Here is a 17,460-nt window from a genome sequence, read left to right as displayed (position 1 = left end):
GGGAACTGAAACATCTAAGTACCCTGAGGAAAAGAAATCAACCGAGATTCCCTTAGTAGTGGCGAGCGAACGGGGACTAGCCCTTAAGTGGCTTTGAGATTAGCGGAACGCTCTGGAAAGTGCGGCCATAGTGGGTGATAGCCCTGTACGCGAAAATCTCTTAGTCATGAAATCGAGTAGGACGGAGCACGAGAAACTTTGTCTGAATATGGGGGGACCATCCTCCAAGGCTAAATACTACTGACTGACCGATAGTGAACTAGTACCGTGAGGGAAAGGCGAAAAGAACCCCGGAGAGGGGAGTGAAATAGATCCTGAAACCGTATGCGTACAAGCAGTGGGAGCAGACTTCGTTCTGTGACTGCGTACCTTTTGTATAATGGGTCAGCGACTTATTTTCAGTGGCGAGCTTAACCGAATAGGGGAGGCGTAGCGAAAGCGAGTCTTAATAGGGCGTCTAGTCGCTGGGAATAGACCCGAAACCGGGCGATCTATCCATGGGCAGGTTGAAGGTTGGGTAACACTAACTGGAGGACCGAACCGACTACCGTTGAAAAGTTAGCGGATGACCTGTGGATCGGAGTGAAAGGCTAATCAAGCTCGGAGATAGCTGGTTCTCCTCGAAAGCTATTTAGGTAGCGCCTCATGTATCACTGTAGGGGGTAGAGCACTGTTTCGGCTAGGGGGTCATCTCGACTTACCAAACCGATGCAAACTCCGAATACCTACAAGTGCCGAGCATGGGAGACACACGGCGGGTGCTAACGTCCGTCGTGAAAAGGGAAACAACCCAGACCGTCAGCTAAGGTCCCAAAGTTATGGTTAAGTGGGAAACGATGTGGGAAGGCTTAGACAGCTAGGAGGTTGGCTTAGAAGCAGCCACCCTTTAAAGAAAGCGTAATAGCTCACTAGTCGAGTCGGCCTGCGCGGAAGATGTAACGGGGCTCAAACCATACACCGAAGCTACGGGTATCATCTTCGGATGATGCGGTAGAGGAGCGTTCTGTAAGCCTGTGAAGGTGAGTTGAGAAGCTTGCTGGAGGTATCAGAAGTGCGAATGCTGACATGAGTAACGACAATGGGTGTGAAAAACACCCACGCCGAAAGACCAAGGTTTCCTGCGCAACGTTAATCGACGCAGGGTTAGTCGGTCCCTAAGGCGAGGCTGAAAAGCGTAGTCGATGGAAAACAGGTTAATATTCCTGTACTTCTGGTTATTGCGATGGAGGGACGGAGAAGGCTAGGCCAGCTTGGCGTTGGTTGTCCAAGTTTAAGGTGGTAGGCTGAGATCTTAGGTAAATCCGGGATCTTAAGGCCGAGAGCTGATGACGAGTGTTCTTTTAGAACACGAAGTGGTTGATGCCATGCTTCCAAGAAAAGCTTCTAAGCTTCAGGTAACCAGGAACCGTACCCCAAACCGACACAGGTGGTTGGGTAGAGAATACCAAGGCGCTTGAGAGAACTCGGGTGAAGGAACTAGGCAAAATGGCACCGTAACTTCGGGAGAAGGTGCGCCGGTGAGGGTGAAGGACTTGCTCCGTAAGCTCATGCCGGTCGAAGATACCAGGCCGCTGCGACTGTTTATTAAAAACACAGCACTCTGCAAACACGAAAGTGGACGTATAGGGTGTGACGCCTGCCCGGTGCCGGAAGGTTAATTGATGGGGTTAGCTAACGCGAAGCTCTTGATCGAAGCCCCGGTAAACGGCGGCCGTAACTATAACGGTCCTAAGGTAGCGAAATTCCTTGTCGGGTAAGTTCCGACCTGCACGAATGGCGTAACGATGGCGGCGCTGTCTCCACCCGAGACTCAGTGAAATTGAAATCGCTGTGAAGATGCAGTGTATCCGCGGCTAGACGGAAAGACCCCGTGAACCTTTACTATAGCTTTGCACTGGACTTTGAATTTGCTTGTGTAGGATAGGTGGGAGGCTTTGAAGCGTGGACGCCAGTCTGCGTGGAGCCAACCTTGAAATACCACCCTGGCAACTTTGAGGTTCTAACTCAGGTCCGTTATCCGGATCGAGGACAGTGTATGGTGGGTAGTTTGACTGGGGCGGTCTCCTCCTAAAGAGTAACGGAGGAGTACGAAGGTGCGCTCAGACCGGTCGGAAATCGGTCGTAGAGTATAAAGGCAAAAGCGCGCTTGACTGCGAGACAGACACGTCGAGCAGGTACGAAAGTAGGTCTTAGTGATCCGGTGGTTCTGTATGGAAGGGCCATCGCTCAACGGATAAAAGGTACTCCGGGGATAACAGGCTGATACCGCCCAAGAGTTCATATCGACGGCGGTGTTTGGCACCTCGATGTCGGCTCATCACATCCTGGGGCTGAAGCCGGTCCCAAGGGTATGGCTGTTCGCCATTTAAAGTGGTACGCGAGCTGGGTTTAGAACGTCGTGAGACAGTTCGGTCCCTATCTGCCGTGGACGTTTGAGATTTGAGAGGGGCTGCTCCTAGTACGAGAGGACCGGAGTGGACGAACCTCTGGTGTTCCGGTTGTCACGCCAGTGGCATTGCCGGGTAGCTATGTTCGGAATAGATAACCGCTGAAAGCATCTAAGCGGGAAACTAGCCTCAAGATGAGATCTCACTGGAACCTTGAGTTCCCTGAAGGGCCGTCGAAGACTACGACGTTGATAGGTTGGGTGTGTAAGCGCTGTGAGGCGTTGAGCTAACCAATACTAATTGCCCGTGAGGCTTGACCATATAACACCCAAGCAATTTGAGTCGAAAGGCCAGATTGCGGTGTGTGAAGACGAAACGAACCGAAAGTTCGATGTTCACAAAACACCGAAAGCTGTCACATACCCAATTTGCTGAAGCGAGGCCATCTGGCCACGACTCAGTACCCGAATTTCTTGACGACCATAGAGCGTTGGAACCACCTGATCCCATCCCGAACTCAGCAGTGAAACGATGCATCGCCGATGGTAGTGTGGGGTTTCCCCATGTGAGAGTAGGTCATCGTCAAGATTAAATTCCGAAACCCCAATTGCGAAAGCAGTTGGGGTTTTGTTTTGCCCGCAGGAAAGTTCTTACAGCATTCACGGACGCCGTCCGGCTGCTACAACCTGCCGACAATGCTAAGGTTCTGCCCTGGCTTTCGTACTTTCCAAGGAATCCTTTATGCCGGGCGCCCAGTCCCTCAACGCTGCATTCATGGTGGTCCAGAGCAATAGCCTGGACGAACTGCGCAGCCTTGTGATCAGCATAATGCGGCGTTATCCACTGGCGCCCCTGGAAAACGAAATAGCCCTCGTGCAAAGCAACGGCATTGCCCAATGGCTGAAATTGGCATTGGCCGAGGACCCCGAAGACGACGACCTCGGTGGCTGCGGTATCGCTGCAGCAATTGATGTGCAGTTGCCCGGCAGTTTCATGTGGCAGCTCTACCGGATGGTTCTGGGTCGTGAAGAGATTCCTGCCAAGTCCCTGCTCGATAAGGCCCCGCTGACCTGGCGTCTGATGCGCCTGCTCCCCCAGGTCATTGATCGCCCTCACTTTGAACCGTTGCAGCGCTTTCTCACCCACGACACTGATTTGCGCAAGCGCTATCAGCTGTCCGAACGTCTGGCGGATCTCTTCGATCAATACCAGGTGTACCGGGCGGACTGGCTTGAAGATTGGGCGGAAGGGCGACACCAGTTGCGCAATGTCAGAGGTGAAGTAAAGCCACTGCCTCCGACCAGCTGCTGGCAAGCCGAGTTATGGCGAGCATTGCTGGGGGACGTCGGTGAACAAGGCATGGCGCAGAGCCGTGCCGGCGTCCATCAGCGGTTCATTGAGCGCATCAACAACCTCACCGAGGCGCCGGCGGGACTGCCCTCGCGAGTGATCGTTTTCGGTATCTCTTCGCTACCAGCCCAGGTACTCGAAGCGCTCGCAGGGCTTGCGCGTTTCAGTCAGGTTCTGCTGTGCGTACACAACCCTTGCCGTCACCACTGGGCCGATATCGTCGCCGACAAGGATTTGCTGCGTCACCAGTACAAACGGCAATCGCGCAAGAGTGGCATGCCCGTAGTACTCGACCCGGACACGATGCATCAACACGCCCATCCGCTGTTGGCTGCGTGGGGCAAACAAGGTCGCGACTACATCAACCTGCTCGACAGTTATGATGATCCCAACAGCTATCGCGCGGCTTTTCGCGATGGGCGCATCGACCTGTTCAGTGACACGCAGCCAGACAATCTGCTCAATCAACTGCAGAACGACATCCTTGAGTTGCGTCCCCTCGACGAGACTCGCGAGCATTGGCCGGCGGTTGATCTGGAACAGGACGATTCGATCCGCTTCCACATAGCCCACAGCGCTCAACGTGAAGTTGAAATCCTCCACGATCAGCTCCTGGCACGCTTCAGCGCCAACCCGGATCTGCGCCCGCGCGATGTCATCGTAATGGTTCCGGACGTCGACAGTTATGCCCCGCACATTCGCGCCGTTTTTGGTCAGCTTGATCGGCATGACCCGCGTTTCATTCCCTTCACACTGGCGGATCAGGGCCAGCGTGGTCGTGATCCCCTGTTGATCGCCGTCGAACACCTGCTCAAATTGCCAGACAGCCGCTTCCCGGTCAGTGAGATCCTCGACCTGCTTGATGTGCCTGCACTGCGTGCCCGTTTTGGTGTGGAAGAGCGCGATCTGCCGACGTTGCACCGCTGGATCGAAGGCGCGGGCGTGCGCTGGGGCATGAATGCCGAGCAACGTGCGGGCCTCGGATTACCAGAAGAACTGGAACAGAACAGTTGGCATTTCGGCATGCGCCGTATGCTGTTGGGGTACGCGGTCGGCAGCGCCGATGCCTGCGCAGGTATTGAGCCCTATGACGAAATCGGTGGCCTCGACGCGGCATTGATCGGCCCGCTGGTGGCCTTGCTGGATGCGCTGGAACTCGCTCATCAGCAGCTCACACAACCGACTCAACCCAAGGAGTGGGGCCAGCGCCTGCAAGCGCTGATGCAGTTGTTTTTCAAAGCCAGCAATGAGCACGACGATTATTTGCTGACCCAACTGGAAGAGCTTCGCGAAACTTGGCTACAGACCTGTGAAGCGGTTGGTCTGGTCGATGCGCTGCCGCTGACCGTCGTGCGTGAAGCGTGGCTGGCCGGACTGGATCAGGGCCGGTTGTCTCAACGCTTTCTGGCCGGTGCGGTGAACTTTTGTACGCTGATGCCCATGCGCGCCATTCCGTTCAAACTGGTCTGTCTGCTGGGGATGAACGATGGCGATTACCCTCGCGCGCAGCCGCCGCTGGACTTCGATCTGATGGGCAGCGACTACCGTCCGGGCGACCGCTCCCGACGTGAAGATGACCGTTATCTCTTGCTCGAGGCGCTCCTGTCGGCGCGCCATCAGCTTTACATCAGTTGGGTAGGCCGCAGCATTCGCGACAACAGCGAGCGACCTGCTTCGGTGTTGATCGGCCAGTTGCGCGATCACCTCGCCAGCGGTTGGCGACTGCACGATGAAAGCCAGGACCTGTTGAGCGCAATGACTGAAGAGCATCCGCTGCAACCGTTCAGCGCACGCTATTTCCATGAAGGTGATCAGTTGTTCAGCTACGCCAGTGAATGGCAGGTCTTGCATCAACAGCCTGTGCCACAAACCAGCGGGCAGTTGCTGACACCTTATGTTCAGGAGGAACCGCTGAGCCTTGCTCTGTTGCAGGACTTCCTGCGTAACCCGGTACGGCATTTTTTCACCCAACGACTCAAAGTCTATTTCGAGGCGGCCGAAGCGCCGCTGGCCGACGAAGAACCTTTCGTGCTGGACGCGTTGCAGCGCTACACGCTCAGCGACAGCCTGCTCGAAGCGGCGCTGCGGCAACCGGATAACATCAATCAGGCCCTCGAAGCTCAGGCTCGGCGTCTGCAAAACAGCGGTTTGCTGCCGATGGCAGGCTTTGGTGAATGCCTGCAACGCGAATTGATAGAACCACTGCCGGACTTGCTGCAGCGCTATCAACAGCTTTTGACGTTGTGGCCGACCCCGCTGACCAGCGCCATCCCGATCAGTCACGAGTTGCAGGGCGTACGTCTTGAAGGCTGGCTCTCAGGCCTGCATCAGCGAGCCGATGGCGGTGTGTTGTCGGTCACGACCATTCCCAACAGTATCGGCTCGATCAAAAGCCGCAAATGGCATCGACTGACCAAGTCCTGGGTCAATCATCTGGTCGCCTGCGCCAGCGGGCTTTCATTGAGCACCGCGCTGGTGGCCAGTGACGATACGCTGCTGCTGGAGCCCATGGCGCCAGACCGATCCGTGAGTTTGCTCGGCGATATGCTTCTCGCCTGGCAGGCGGGCATGCGTCAACCATTGCCAATCGCAGTGAAGACCGCATTTGCCTGGCTGTCGCAGACCGACCCGCTCAAGGCCGAAACCGCTGCCCGTAAAGCCTACGAAGGTGACGGTCAGACCAGCGAAGGCGAGCGCCGCGAAAGCCCGGCGCTGTCGCGACAATATGCCAACTTTGATGCCCTGCTCGAAGACGAAACGTTCACCGGCTGGTGCGACGCTTTGTATCGGCCTTTGTTTGAAGCGCCATGGCGCTCTTTGTCCAGTGAAGGGGCGCGCGCATGAGCAGCAAAACACCGCTCGCCCTGGCCTTCCCGCTGCGTGGCAGCCAGTTGATCGAAGCCAGCGCCGGCACCGGTAAAACCTTCACCATTTCTGCGCTCTATCTGCGGCTGATCCTGGGGCATGGCGGCGAATCGAGCGGGTTCGCCCGTGAATTGTTGCCGCCGCAGATCCTCGTGGTGACGTTCACCGATGCGGCGACCAAAGAACTGCGTGAGCGGATTCGTACACGCCTCGCCGAAGCCGCTCGCTACATGCGTGACGAAATCCCAGCGCCCGACGGCTTGATCGCTGAACTGCGCGATCAATTCGATCCTCAGCAATGGCCGGGATGCGCCAACCGACTGGATATCGCTGCGCAGTGGATGGATGAGGCCGCCGTCTCGACCATTCACAGTTGGTGTCAGCGCATGCTGCGTGAGCATGCGTTCGACAGTGGCAGTCTGTTTACCCAATCCCTGGAAACCGATCACAGTGATTTGCTGGGCGAGGTGTTGCGCGATTATTGGCGGCTGTTCTGCTATCCGATGCACGGCGATGCGCTGAATTGGGTGCGCAGCAACTGGGGCGGGCCGGCGGCGTTGTTGCCTCGGGTACGCGGGCTGTTTGCCAGCGAACGTGACAGTGATGAAACCAAGTCTCCGGCCGAGCTGATCGAAGAATGTCTGCTGGAGCGTCGCGCGGCGTTGGTCGAGTTGAAAATGCCCTGGCGTCAGTGGGCGGACGAGTTGCTCGCCATCTGTCATCAGGGCGTTGCCAGCAAAACCGTCGACGGTCGCAAGATGCAGGCGCGTTATTTCGAACCGTGGTTCGAGAAGCTCAAGGCCTGGGCTGAAGACGAGACCCTCGAACAACTCGACATCGGCACTGGCTTCAGTCGGCTGACCCCCGACGGCATGGCGGAAGCCTGGAAGGGCCAGGCCCCGAGCCACCCGGGCCTGGATGCCATGCCCGGGCTCAAGTCGAGTCTCGATGCCTTGCCGACGCCCGACGCAGCTGTTTTGCAACACGCCGCCAAATGGGTCGGTGCGCGCTTCGAGGAAGAGAAGCGCCGTCGCGCTGAAATGGGTTTTGACGATATGTTGCTGCGCCTGGATGCGGCGCTGCAATCGGAGGGCGGCGAGCGTCTGGCGACGTTGATCCGCGAGCAGTTCCCGGTCGCGCTGATCGACGAATTCCAGGACACCGACCCGGTGCAGTACCGGATTTTCGAGAGCATCTACCGCATCGAAGACAACAGCCCAGACACCGGCCTGTTCCTGATCGGCGATCCCAAGCAGGCGATCTACGCGTTTCGCGGTGCGGACATCTACACCTACCTGCGCGCGCGTCAGGCCACCACCGGCCGGCTGCATACGCTGGGCACCAACTTCCGCTCCAGCCACGGCATGGTCAAAGCGGTCAATCATGTTTTCGAACGCGCCGAGTCCCGAGAACTGGGGCGCGGTGCGTTTTTGTTCCGGGAAAAAAACGGTGAGAATCCCGTGCCGTTTCAGCCGGTCGACGCACAAGGCCGTAAGGAAAAACTGCAAATTGCCGGACAAGACGTTGCGGCGCTGAACGTCTGGCACTTGTCCTCTGATCAGCCACTCTCCGGCGCTGTCTATCGCCAACAATTGGCCGCAGCCTGCGCCAGTGAAATCACCGCGCTGCTCAACGGCGGACAAACCGCCAGCGCCGGATTCACTCAGGACGGTAAGGACTTCAGAGGGCTGCGGCCATCCGACATCGCGATCCTCGTCCGTGATGGCAAAGAGGCCCAGGCCGTGCGCGGTGAACTCGCCGCGCGCGGTGTACGCAGTGTCTATCTCTCCGACAAGGACTCGGTATTCGCCGCGCAAGAGGCCCACGACCTGCTGGCCTGGCTCAAGGCCTGTGCCGAACCGGATGTCGAGCGCTCGCTGAAAGCCGCACTGGCGTGCATCACCCTCAACCTGCCATTGGTTGAACTGGAGCGGCTGAATCAGGATGAGCGGGTCTGGGAAACCCGGGTCATGCAGTTCCGCGGCTATCGCGAACTGTGGCGCAAACAGGGCGTGTTGCCGATGCTGCGGCGTCTGCTGCATGACTTCCATTTGCCGCAGAGATTGATCGCGCGCACCGACGGTGAACGTGTGCTGACCAACCTTTTGCACCTGTCGGAGTTGATGCAGCAGGCCGCTGCGGAGCTTGATGGTGAGCAGGCGTTGATTCGTCATCTGGCCGAGCTGCTGGCGTTGTCCGGTCAAGCCGGCGAAGAGCAGATCCTGCGCCTGGAAAGTGACGAGCAGCTGGTCAAGGTCGTGACCATTCACAAATCGAAAGGCCTTGAGTACCCGTTGGTCTTCCTGCCCTTCATCTGCTCGGCGAAACCGGTGGACGGCAGTCGTTTGCCGCTGCATTACCACGACGCAGCAGGCAAGGCGCATGTCAGCCTCAAGCCGACGGCCGAGTTGATCGCGCAAGCCGATGACGAGCGCCTGGCTGAAGACCTGCGCCTTTTGTATGTCGCCCTGACCCGCGCGCAGCATGCCTGCTGGTTGGGCGTGACGGATCTCAAGCGAGGCAATAACAACAGCTCGGTGCTGCACCTTTCTGCGCTGGGCTATTTGCTGGGCGGCGGCGCATCGCTGGGTGAATCCAGCGGATTGCAGCGTTGGTTGCAAGACCTGCAACAGGACTGCCCGGCCATCAGCATCGGCGAGATGCCCACGCCTGCCGACGAGCACTACCAGGCTCCGCGCAATGAGGCCATCCTTAGTGCCACGCTGCTGCCCAAGCGCAGGGCCAGCGAAAACTGGTGGATTGCGTCCTACAGTGCATTGCGCATCAGTGACGTGTTGAGTGTCGGCAGCGATGAAGCCCCGGACAGCCCGCAAGCGCAAAAGCTGTTCGATGACGAACGCCTCGACCCGGATGCGCCGCGAGAAATCATTGCTGGCGGTGCGGACATCCATCGCTTTCCTCGCGGACCCAATCCGGGAACGTTTCTCCACGGTTTACTTGAGTGGGCAGGGGATGACGGTTTCGCGGTTTCCCGTGAAGCGCTGGTCGACGCGATTGCCCGTCGCTGCAACCTGCGCGGCTGGGAAGGCTGGATCACGACCCTCAGTGACTGGTTGCAGCATCTGCTCAAATCGCCGTTGCCGGTAGGCAGCGGGCAAGCACCGGTGGTGCTTGAGCAACTCAAGCAATATCGCGTCGAGATGGAATTCTGGTTCGCCAGCCACAAGGTCGATGTGCTCAAACTCGACGAACTCGTGCGCCAGCACACGCACAATGGTGTGGCCCGTGTGGCGGCGGAACCGGTGCAACTGAACGGCATGTTCAAAGGTTTTATCGACCTGACGTTTGAACACGATGGTCGTTATTACGTGGCCGACTACAAATCCAACTGGCTCGGCGTGGACGATCTGGCCTACACCGAGCAAGCCATGGAAAAGTCGATCCTCGATAACCGCTACGACCTGCAATACGTGTTGTACCTGTTGGCGTTGCATCGTCAGTTGAAGGCGCGACTGCCCGACTACGATTACGACCGGCATGTCGGTGGCGCGCTGTACCTGTTCCTGCGTGGCACGCGAGCCGATAGTCGCGGCGTGTATTTCGCCCGTCCGCCGCGCACGTTGATCGAACGCCTGGACCGGATGTTCCAGGGCAAACCTGAACCCAAAGCCGAACCCGCATGGGAACAGGGAGTCCTGCTATGAGCCGTACCTTTGCCGATCTGCTGCCAACGCCTTTGACCGCCGACAGCCTGTCGACGTTATCACCACTGAGCAAAGCCGATGATTTGCTGTTGTTGCTCACGCGTTGGGTCGAGCGTGGCTGGCTGCGGGCACTGGACAAGGCCTTCGTCGCTTTTCTTCACGAACTTGAGCCAGGCACTGATCCGCTGGTACTGCTCGCCGCAGCCCTGACCAGTCATCAACTCGGTCATGGCCACGTCTGCCTGGATCTGTTCGAAACCCTCAAAGCCCCGGATTTCGCGCTGTCACTGCCACCCGAAGGCGATGTGCAAGGTGGCGTGTTGTTACTGCCCTCGCAATTGCTTGAAGCGCTTGATGGCGTGCATTGGTGCAAGGCCCTGGCGAGCAGCGATCTGGTCGCGCTGGCGGCCGATACCCGGCCAGCGGCCCAGCAGCGTCCGCTGGTGCTCTGCGGAAAACGCCTGTATCTACGGCGCTATTGGGCCTACGAACGGCGCATCGATACGGCGTTGCGCCAACGTCTCACCCAGGCCGAAGCGACGCCGGCTGATCTGTCGCAACGGCTGAATGAGTTGTTTGGCTCAGCCACGGCGGGTGAAGTCATCGACTGGCAGAAACTCGCCTGCGCCCTCGCCACGCGCGGCGCTTTCAGCATTGTGACGGGCGGTCCGGGCACCGGTAAAACCACCACCGTGGTGCGGTTGCTCGCGTTATTGCAGGCGCCGGCCGTCGAGGCCGGTCAGCCACTGCGCATTCGTCTGGCCGCACCGACAGGCAAGGCCGCTGCGCGGTTGACCGAGTCCATCAGTCAACAGGTGCAGTCGCTGAAAGTCAGTGAAGAGGTGCGGGCGAAAATTCCCTGCGATGTGACCACGGTGCACCGTTTGTTAGGCAGCCGTCCCGGCACCCGGCACTTCCGTCACCATGCGGGCAACCGTTTGCCGCTGGATGTTCTGGTCGTCGACGAAGCTTCGATGATCGATCTGGAGATGATGGCCAACCTGCTTGACGCCTTGCCGCCTCATGCGCGGCTGGTGTTGCTGGGCGACAAGGATCAACTGGCCTCGGTTGAGGCCGGCGCAGTGCTCGGCGATTTGTGTCGTGATGCCGAGAGTGGCTGGTACAGCCCGCAAACACGCCAGTGGCTGGAGTCGGTCAGTGGCGAATCCTTGCAGGACAGTGGTTTGCACGAAGACCTCGATGGTGCGCATCCGCTGGCTCAACAAGTAGTGATGCTGCGTCACTCGCGGCGCTTCGGCGAAGGCAGCGGCATCGGTCAACTGGCGCGGCGGGTCAATCAGCAGTTGCCGGACGAGGCGCGTCAGCTCCTCGCGGCCGGGCACTACGCCGATGTGTTTTCCCTCGCGCTCAAGGGTGAACACGATCATCACTTGGAGCGCTTGCTGCTTGAGGGCCATGGCGACGGCCCGCAAGGCTATCGGCATTATCTGAGCGTGCTGCGCGATCAGCGTCCGCCGCTGGGCAGACCGCTGGAACACCCGGACTGGATCAACTGGGCGCGTGAGGTCTTGCAGGCATTCGATACCTTCCAGTTGCTGTGTGCCGTGCGCAAAGGGCCGTGGGGCGTTGAAGGTTTGAATCAGCGCGTTACCGCCGCATTGCTCAAAGCGCGACTGATCGAAAACGACCAGCAATGGTACGAGGGCCGCCCGGTGCTGATGACCCGCAACGACTACGGCCTGGGCTTGATGAACGGCGATATCGGCATCGCCCTCAAGTTGCCTGAGCGTGAAGGACCTGACGCTGGCAAAGCGGTGTTGCGTGTGGCTTTTCCGCGTAACGACGGGCAGGGCGGGGTGCGCTTCGTATTGCCGAGCCGGCTCAACGATGTCGAAACCGTCTACGCCATGACCGTGCACAAATCCCAGGGCTCCGAGTTCGCCCACACCGCGCTGATCTTGCCGGACGCCTTGAATCCGGTGCTGACCAAAGAGCTGATCTACACCGGCATCACGCGTGCCAAGCATTGGTTCACCTTGATCGAGCCCCGCGCCGGGGTGTTTGAGGAAGCGGTGTTACGCAAGGTCAAACGCCTGAGCGGCCTGATGCTGGAACTGGAGGAAGGCGTCGAGCCTCAGCAGTGAAAACGCGCGGGGCCGGCGACGATTATTGACCAACCGGTCAGTGGTCGGCGCCTCGCTGGCGTTTAGCCGCTGTGCTATCGTTGCGGCATCATTTCGATAGATCCAAGAGAATCCCTGCATGAAGGTGTCTGTCTGGGCGACAGGGCGCGTAGTTGGCTGCCAACACGCGTTGCTTGGCGCTCTGCTCTGGTTGTTGACGGGCTTAGCCGTCGCGCAATCACAAGCGCCGACAGGCATGGCCGAACAACGGGCCAAATCTGTCACGCAGGTGGTTCTTGGCATCCTCAGCTATGCGCGCTGGCCGGTCGAACCTGCGCAGTTGCGTCTGTGCATCGTCGGCCCCACCGAATACACCGATGACCTGGTCAAAGGCACCACGCAGGCGACCGGTCGCCCGGTCATCGTGCGTCGGCTGTTGGCCGATAACCCGGCCATCGTCAGTGAATGCGATGCGGTGTACATCGGCAAACTCACCTCGGATGAACGCAGTCGCCTGTTCGCCTCGCTGATCGGCCACCCGGTGCTGAGCATCAGCGAAGGCGACGATCAGTGCACGGTCGGCAGTCTGTTCTGCTTGCGCGTGGGCGACGATCAAGTGTCCTTCGAGGTCAATCTCGACTCCGTTGCCCGCAGCGGCGTACGCATTCATCCAAGCGTGCTGCAGTTGTCGCGTCGCAAACCGGCGGCACCATGAGACTCTTTCGATCGAATACCCGCCCAACCCTGGGCTCGGTGCTAGGCCGTGGACATTTGACCGTCGCGCTGATGGCGGTGGCGATGGCCAGTGTCTCGCTGACGCTGCTAGGCGTTCTGGCGTTGCGCGTCTATGCCGATCACAACCTGCACCTGATTGCTCGCTCGATCAGCTACACCGTTGAAGCTGCAGTGGTGTTCAACGACAAGACGGCTGCCACGGAAGCGCTGGAGTTGATCGCGTCCACTGAAGAAGTGGCCGATGCGCAGGTGCTCGATGCACAGGGGCGGTTGCTGGCACGTTGGCAGCGACCAGAGAACGGCCTGTTCTCCGAGCTGGAAATGCTCATCACCCGCGCTTTGCTGGAGCGACCGATCAGCCTGCCGATTGTCCATCAGGATCGGGAAATCGGTCGCGTGCTGCTCATCGGACACGGCGGCAGCCTGATGCGCTTTCTGTTGAGCGGTCTGGCCGGGATTCTGCTCTGCACCGCCATCAGCGCGTGCGTGGCGATTTATCTGGCGCGGCGGCAACTGCGCGAAATCATCGGCCCGCTGCGCAGCCTCGCCACCGTGGCCCACGCTGCTCGCAGCGAACGGGCGCTGGACCGGCGCGTGCCGCCGGCGCAAATCGCTGAGCTGGACAACCTCGGCAACGACTTCAATGCCTTGCTCGACGAACTCGAGTCCTGGCAGAGCCACCTGCAGAGCGAAAACGAAACCCTCGCCCACCAGGCCAGTCACGACAGCCTCACCGGTCTGCCGAACCGCGCTTTTTTTGAGGGGCGACTGATCCGCGCTTTGCGCAGTGGCGGCAAACTCAACGAGCGAGTGGCCGTGCTGTTTCTCGACAGTGACCGTTTCAAAGGCATCAACGATAATTTCGGCCACGCCGCCGGCGATGCCGTGTTGGTGGCCATCGCCAATCGCATTCGCGCGCAATTGCGTGAGGAAGATCTGGTGGCGCGCCTGGGCGGTGACGAGTTTGCCGTGCTGCTGACGCCTTTGCACAGGATCGAAGATGCCGAGCGCATTGCCGACAAGATCCTCGCCAGCATGGACATGCCCATCGCGCTGCCGGGCGATACCAGTGTCGTGACGTCGCTCAGTATCGGCATCGCGGTTTTCCCCGATCATGGCGCCACCCCCGGTGCCCTGCTCAATGCCGCCGATGCGGCGATGTATCAGGCCAAGCGCCTGTCGCGCGGCGCCCAATTCACGGCTGGGTCGGAGCACTCGGTCGATCCCGTTCAAACCAGGAGCTGATGCCCGTGTTCACACTTGCAATCCGATTGTTTTCCGCGCTGTTGTTGATGGCCGCACTGGCCCTGACCGGTTGCCAGACTGCCCCACAAAAAGGCCTGACCCCAGCGCAAGTCGCCGTGCTCCAACAACAGGGCTTCGAGCTGACCGACGAGGGCTGGGAGTTTGGCCTGTCCGGCAAAGTGCTGTTTGGCAGCGACGTTGAAAGCCTGAATGCGCAAAGCACCGAAATCGTCGAACGCATTGGCAAGGCCCTGCTGGGTGTCGGCATCGAGCGCGTGCGGGTCGATGGCCACACCGACGCGTCGGGCAAGGAAACGTACAACCAGCAGTTGTCACTGCGCCGCGCCAAAAGTGTCGCCAACGTACTCGGCACCGTCGGCATGAAGCAGGAAAACATTCAGTTGCAAGGCTTGGGCAGCAGCGAGCCAGTGGCCTCCAACGCCACGGCGGCGGGCCGCACGGAAAACCGTCGGGTGGCGATTGTGGTCAGCGCCGATTAATCGGCGAACTGCATCTCACGGCTTTCGCCCATCAACAGCGCCTGATTGCGCTCCGTCACCTCACGGATGTAATCCCACAACAGGGTGATCCGCTTCAACTTCCTCAGATCCTCCCGGCAGTACATCCAGAACTGCCGGGTGATGTTGATTTCCTCCGGCAACACGGGCAGCAAACGCGGATCCTGCGCGGCGAGGAAGCACGGCAGAATCGCCAGTGAACGCCCCTGCTGTGCAGCAACGAATTGCGCGATCACGCTGGTGCTGCGCAAATTTGCGTGGGCACCGGGCAGCACGTTGGCCAGGTAGAGCAGCTCCGAGCTGAACGCCAGATCGTCCACATAACTGATGAATTGATGCTTGCCCAAATCTGCCGGGCGGCGGATCGGTGGGTGTTTGTCCAGATAGTCCTGGGTTGCGTAGAGCTGCAAACGGTAGTCGCAGAGTTTGCAGCAGACGTACGGCCCGTGCTCCGGGCGTTCGAGGGCGATGACGATGTCGGCCTCGCGTTTGGACAGGCTGATGAAGTGCGGCAGCGGCAGGATGTCCACCGAGATCGCCGGGTAGGCGTCGACGAAATGGCTCAGTTGCGGGGTGATGAAAAAACTGCCGAAGCCTTCGGTGCAGCCCATGCGCACGTGGCCGGACAAGGCGACGCCGGAGCCGGAGACCTGCTCGCAAGCCATGTGCAACGTGCTTTCAATCGACTCGGCATAACCGAGCAAACGCTGGCCTTCAGCGGTCAGGACGAAACCGCTGGTGCGCGACTTTTCAAACAACAACGTGCCGAGCGCCGCTTCCAGCGAACTGATCCGTCGCGACACCGTGGTGTAGTCGACAGCCAGCCGTTTGGCCGCCGTGCTGGCCTTGCGGGTGCGGGCGACTTCAAGAAAAAACTTGAGGTCGTCCCAGTTCAGCGAACCTAGAGAGGTGATGTTTTTTTGCATGATGGACGGGCTTATATGTGCGTTCTTATTAGAAGTTTGCACATCTATACTCCAAAAACAGTCCGACAACCAATTCGTGACACACGCCTCATCTCAAGGCGAACCCTTCGCCTTGGCTCCTACGATAAAAACAAGTTTCGGAGACCAGCATGAACGCATCGCTTACGCCCAACGACACCACGCTGCAAAAGGTCAAACTGCTGATCAATGGTGAGTGGGTCGAATCGCAGACCACCGAGTGGCACGACATCGTCAACCCGGCGACCCAGCAAGTGCTGGCCAAAGTCCCGTTCGCCACTGCCGCTGAAGTCGATGCCGCCGTCAGCGCCGCACAGCGTGCCTTCCAGACCTGGAAACTGACCCCGATCGGCGCGCGCATGCGCATCATGCTCAAGCTGCAAGCGCTGATCCGCGAACACTCCAAACGCATCGCCGTCGTCCTGAGCGCCGAGCAGGGTAAAACCATTGCCGACGCCGAGGGCGATATTTTCCGTGGCCTTGAAGTGGTTGAGCACGCCTGCTCGATCGGCACTCTGCAAATGGGCGAGTTCGCCGAGAACGTCGCCGGCGGCGTTGACACTTACACCCTGCGCCAGCCAATCGGTGTGTGCGCCGGCATCACCCCGTTCAACTTCCCGGCGATGATTCCGCTGTGGATGTTCCCGATGGCCATCGCCTGCGGCAACACCTTCGTCTTGAAACCTTCGGAACAGGATCCGCTGTCGACCATGCTGCTGGTGGAACTGGCGGTCGAGGCTGGCGTTCCGGCGGGCGTGTTGAACGTGGTGCATGGCGGTAAAGACGTGGTCGATGGCTTGTGCACGCACAAGGACATCAAAGCGGTGTCGTTCGTCGGCTCCACCGCTGTCGGCACTCACGTTTATGACTTGGCCGGTAAACACGGCAAACGCGTGCAATCGATGATGGGCGCTAAGAACCACGCCGTGGTGCTGGCCGATGCCAATCGCGAACAAGCACTGAATGCCTTGGTCGGCGCCGGTTTCGGTGCGGCCGGACAACGTTGCATGGCCACTTCGGTGGTGGTGCTGGTTGGTGCGGCGAAACAATGGTTGCCGGATCTGAAAGCGCTGGCGCAGAAACTTACCGTCAACGCTGGCAGCGAGCCGGGCACCGACGTTGGCCCGGTCATCTCGAAGAAAGCCAAGGCGCGAATTCTCGAGCTGATCGAAAGCGGCATCAAGGAAGGCGCCAAGCTGGAACTGGACGGTCGTGACATCAAGGTGCCGGGTTACGAGCAAGGTAACTTTGTCGGCCCGACCCTGTTCTCGGGCGTGACCACCGACATGCAGATTTACACCCAGGAAATCTTCGGCCCGGTGCTGGTGGTGCTGGAAGTCGACACCCTCGATCAGGCCATCGCGCTGGTCAACGCCAACCCGTTCGGCAACGGCACCGGCCTGTTCACCCAGAGCGGTGCGGCGGCGCGCAAATTCCAGACGGAAATCGACGTCGGTCAGGTCGGCATCAACATCCCGATTCCGGTGCCAGTGCCGTTTTTCAGCTTCACCGGTTCGCGCGGTTCGAAACTTGGCGACCTCGGCCCGTACGGCAAGCAAGTGGTGCAGTTCTACACGCAGACCAAAACGGTCACGGCGCGCTGGTTCGATGACGACAGCGTCAACGACGGCGTGAACACCACCATCAACCTGCGCTGAGGAATGGCC

General features: G+C 59.3%; 8 protein-coding genes and 2 rRNA genes (1 of these 10 cut by a window edge). 9 read left to right on the top strand and 1 reads right to left on the bottom strand.

The features are described 5' to 3' along the window. The 8 genes from ACZZ0B_RS22610 to ACZZ0B_RS22575 form a co-directional block, all read left to right on the top strand. Positions 1-2,708 (top strand): 23S ribosomal RNA (locus ACZZ0B_RS22610) (it extends 186 nt beyond the left edge of the window). Positions 2,709-2,859: 151 nt separating this feature from the next. Further along, a 5S ribosomal RNA gene (rrf, locus tag ACZZ0B_RS22605) occupies positions 2,860-2,975 on the top strand. Positions 2,976-3,128: 153 nt separating this feature from the next. Beyond that, positions 3,129-6,581, top strand: coding sequence for an exodeoxyribonuclease V subunit gamma (gene recC, locus ACZZ0B_RS22600; RefSeq protein WP_463546274.1), 3,453 nt, complete (start codon positions 3,129-3,131; stop codon positions 6,579-6,581). Continuing rightward, positions 6,578-10,267, top strand: a complete 3,690-nt coding sequence (recB, locus tag ACZZ0B_RS22595; protein ID WP_463546273.1) for an exodeoxyribonuclease V subunit beta — start codon at positions 6,578-6,580, stop codon at positions 10,265-10,267. Before recC ends, recB begins: the two co-directional genes overlap by 4 nt. Then, positions 10,264-12,372 (top strand): exodeoxyribonuclease V subunit alpha, encoded by a 2,109-nt coding sequence (gene recD, locus ACZZ0B_RS22590; RefSeq protein WP_440093043.1) that lies wholly within the window; start codon positions 10,264-10,266, stop codon positions 12,370-12,372. Before recB ends, recD begins: the two co-directional genes overlap by 4 nt. A gap of 118 nt (positions 12,373-12,490) precedes the next feature. Then, a complete protein-coding gene (locus ACZZ0B_RS22585; RefSeq protein WP_008083321.1) occupies positions 12,491-13,066 on the top strand; it encodes a regulatory sequestration protein YfiR in 576 nt (191 codons plus the stop codon). Next, entirely contained in the window at positions 13,063-14,331 is a 1,269-nt protein-coding gene (locus ACZZ0B_RS22580) for a diguanylate cyclase domain-containing protein (protein WP_463546272.1), read from the top strand. The genes ACZZ0B_RS22585 and ACZZ0B_RS22580 overlap by 4 nt, the downstream gene beginning before the upstream one ends. Further along, entirely contained in the window at positions 14,331-14,831 is a 501-nt protein-coding gene (locus ACZZ0B_RS22575) for an OmpA family protein (RefSeq protein ID WP_463546271.1), read from the top strand. Before ACZZ0B_RS22580 ends, ACZZ0B_RS22575 begins: the two co-directional genes overlap by 1 nt. On the opposite strand, the gene ACZZ0B_RS22570 is transcribed toward ACZZ0B_RS22575, so the two are convergent. Next, entirely contained in the window at positions 14,828-15,775 is a 948-nt protein-coding gene (locus ACZZ0B_RS22570; RefSeq protein WP_440093048.1) for a LysR family transcriptional regulator, read from the bottom strand. The two genes, ACZZ0B_RS22575 and ACZZ0B_RS22570, sit on opposite strands and share 4 nt — an antisense overlap. Positions 15,776-15,924: 149 nt before the next feature. Between ACZZ0B_RS22570 and ACZZ0B_RS22565 the strand changes: the two genes are divergently transcribed. Beyond that, positions 15,925-17,451 (top strand): CoA-acylating methylmalonate-semialdehyde dehydrogenase, encoded by a 1,527-nt coding sequence (locus ACZZ0B_RS22565; protein WP_008083340.1) that lies wholly within the window; start codon positions 15,925-15,927, stop codon positions 17,449-17,451. Positions 17,452-17,460: the final 9 nt, after the last annotated feature.

The sequence above is a fragment of the Pseudomonas sp. AC247 genome (assembly GCF_979258015.1).
The sequence above is the reverse complement of the archived record's forward strand: the minus strand, read 5'-3'. Positions and strand labels throughout refer to the sequence as shown.

What these genes read in the sequence shown, in the direction of transcription:
- ACZZ0B_RS22575 (WP_463546271.1), top strand. Translation starts at nt 14,331, where the DNA reads ATGCCCGTGTTCACACTTGCAATCCGATTGTTTTCCGCGCTGTTGTTG.
- recB (WP_463546273.1), top strand. Translation starts at nt 6,578, where the DNA reads ATGAGCAGCAAAACACCGCTCGCCCTGGCCTTCCCGCTGCGTGGCAGC.
- recD (WP_440093043.1), top strand. Translation starts at nt 10,264, where the DNA reads ATGAGCCGTACCTTTGCCGATCTGCTGCCAACGCCTTTGACCGCCGAC.
- recC (WP_463546274.1), top strand. Translation starts at nt 3,129, where the DNA reads ATGCCGGGCGCCCAGTCCCTCAACGCTGCATTCATGGTGGTCCAGAGC.
- ACZZ0B_RS22585 (WP_008083321.1), top strand. Translation starts at nt 12,491, where the DNA reads ATGAAGGTGTCTGTCTGGGCGACAGGGCGCGTAGTTGGCTGCCAACAC.
- ACZZ0B_RS22565 (WP_008083340.1), top strand. Translation starts at nt 15,925, where the DNA reads ATGAACGCATCGCTTACGCCCAACGACACCACGCTGCAAAAGGTCAAA.
- ACZZ0B_RS22570 (WP_440093048.1), bottom strand. Translation starts at nt 15,775, where the DNA reads ATGCAAAAAAACATCACCTCTCTAGGTTCGCTGAACTGGGACGACCTC.
- ACZZ0B_RS22580 (WP_463546272.1), top strand. Translation starts at nt 13,063, where the DNA reads ATGAGACTCTTTCGATCGAATACCCGCCCAACCCTGGGCTCGGTGCTA.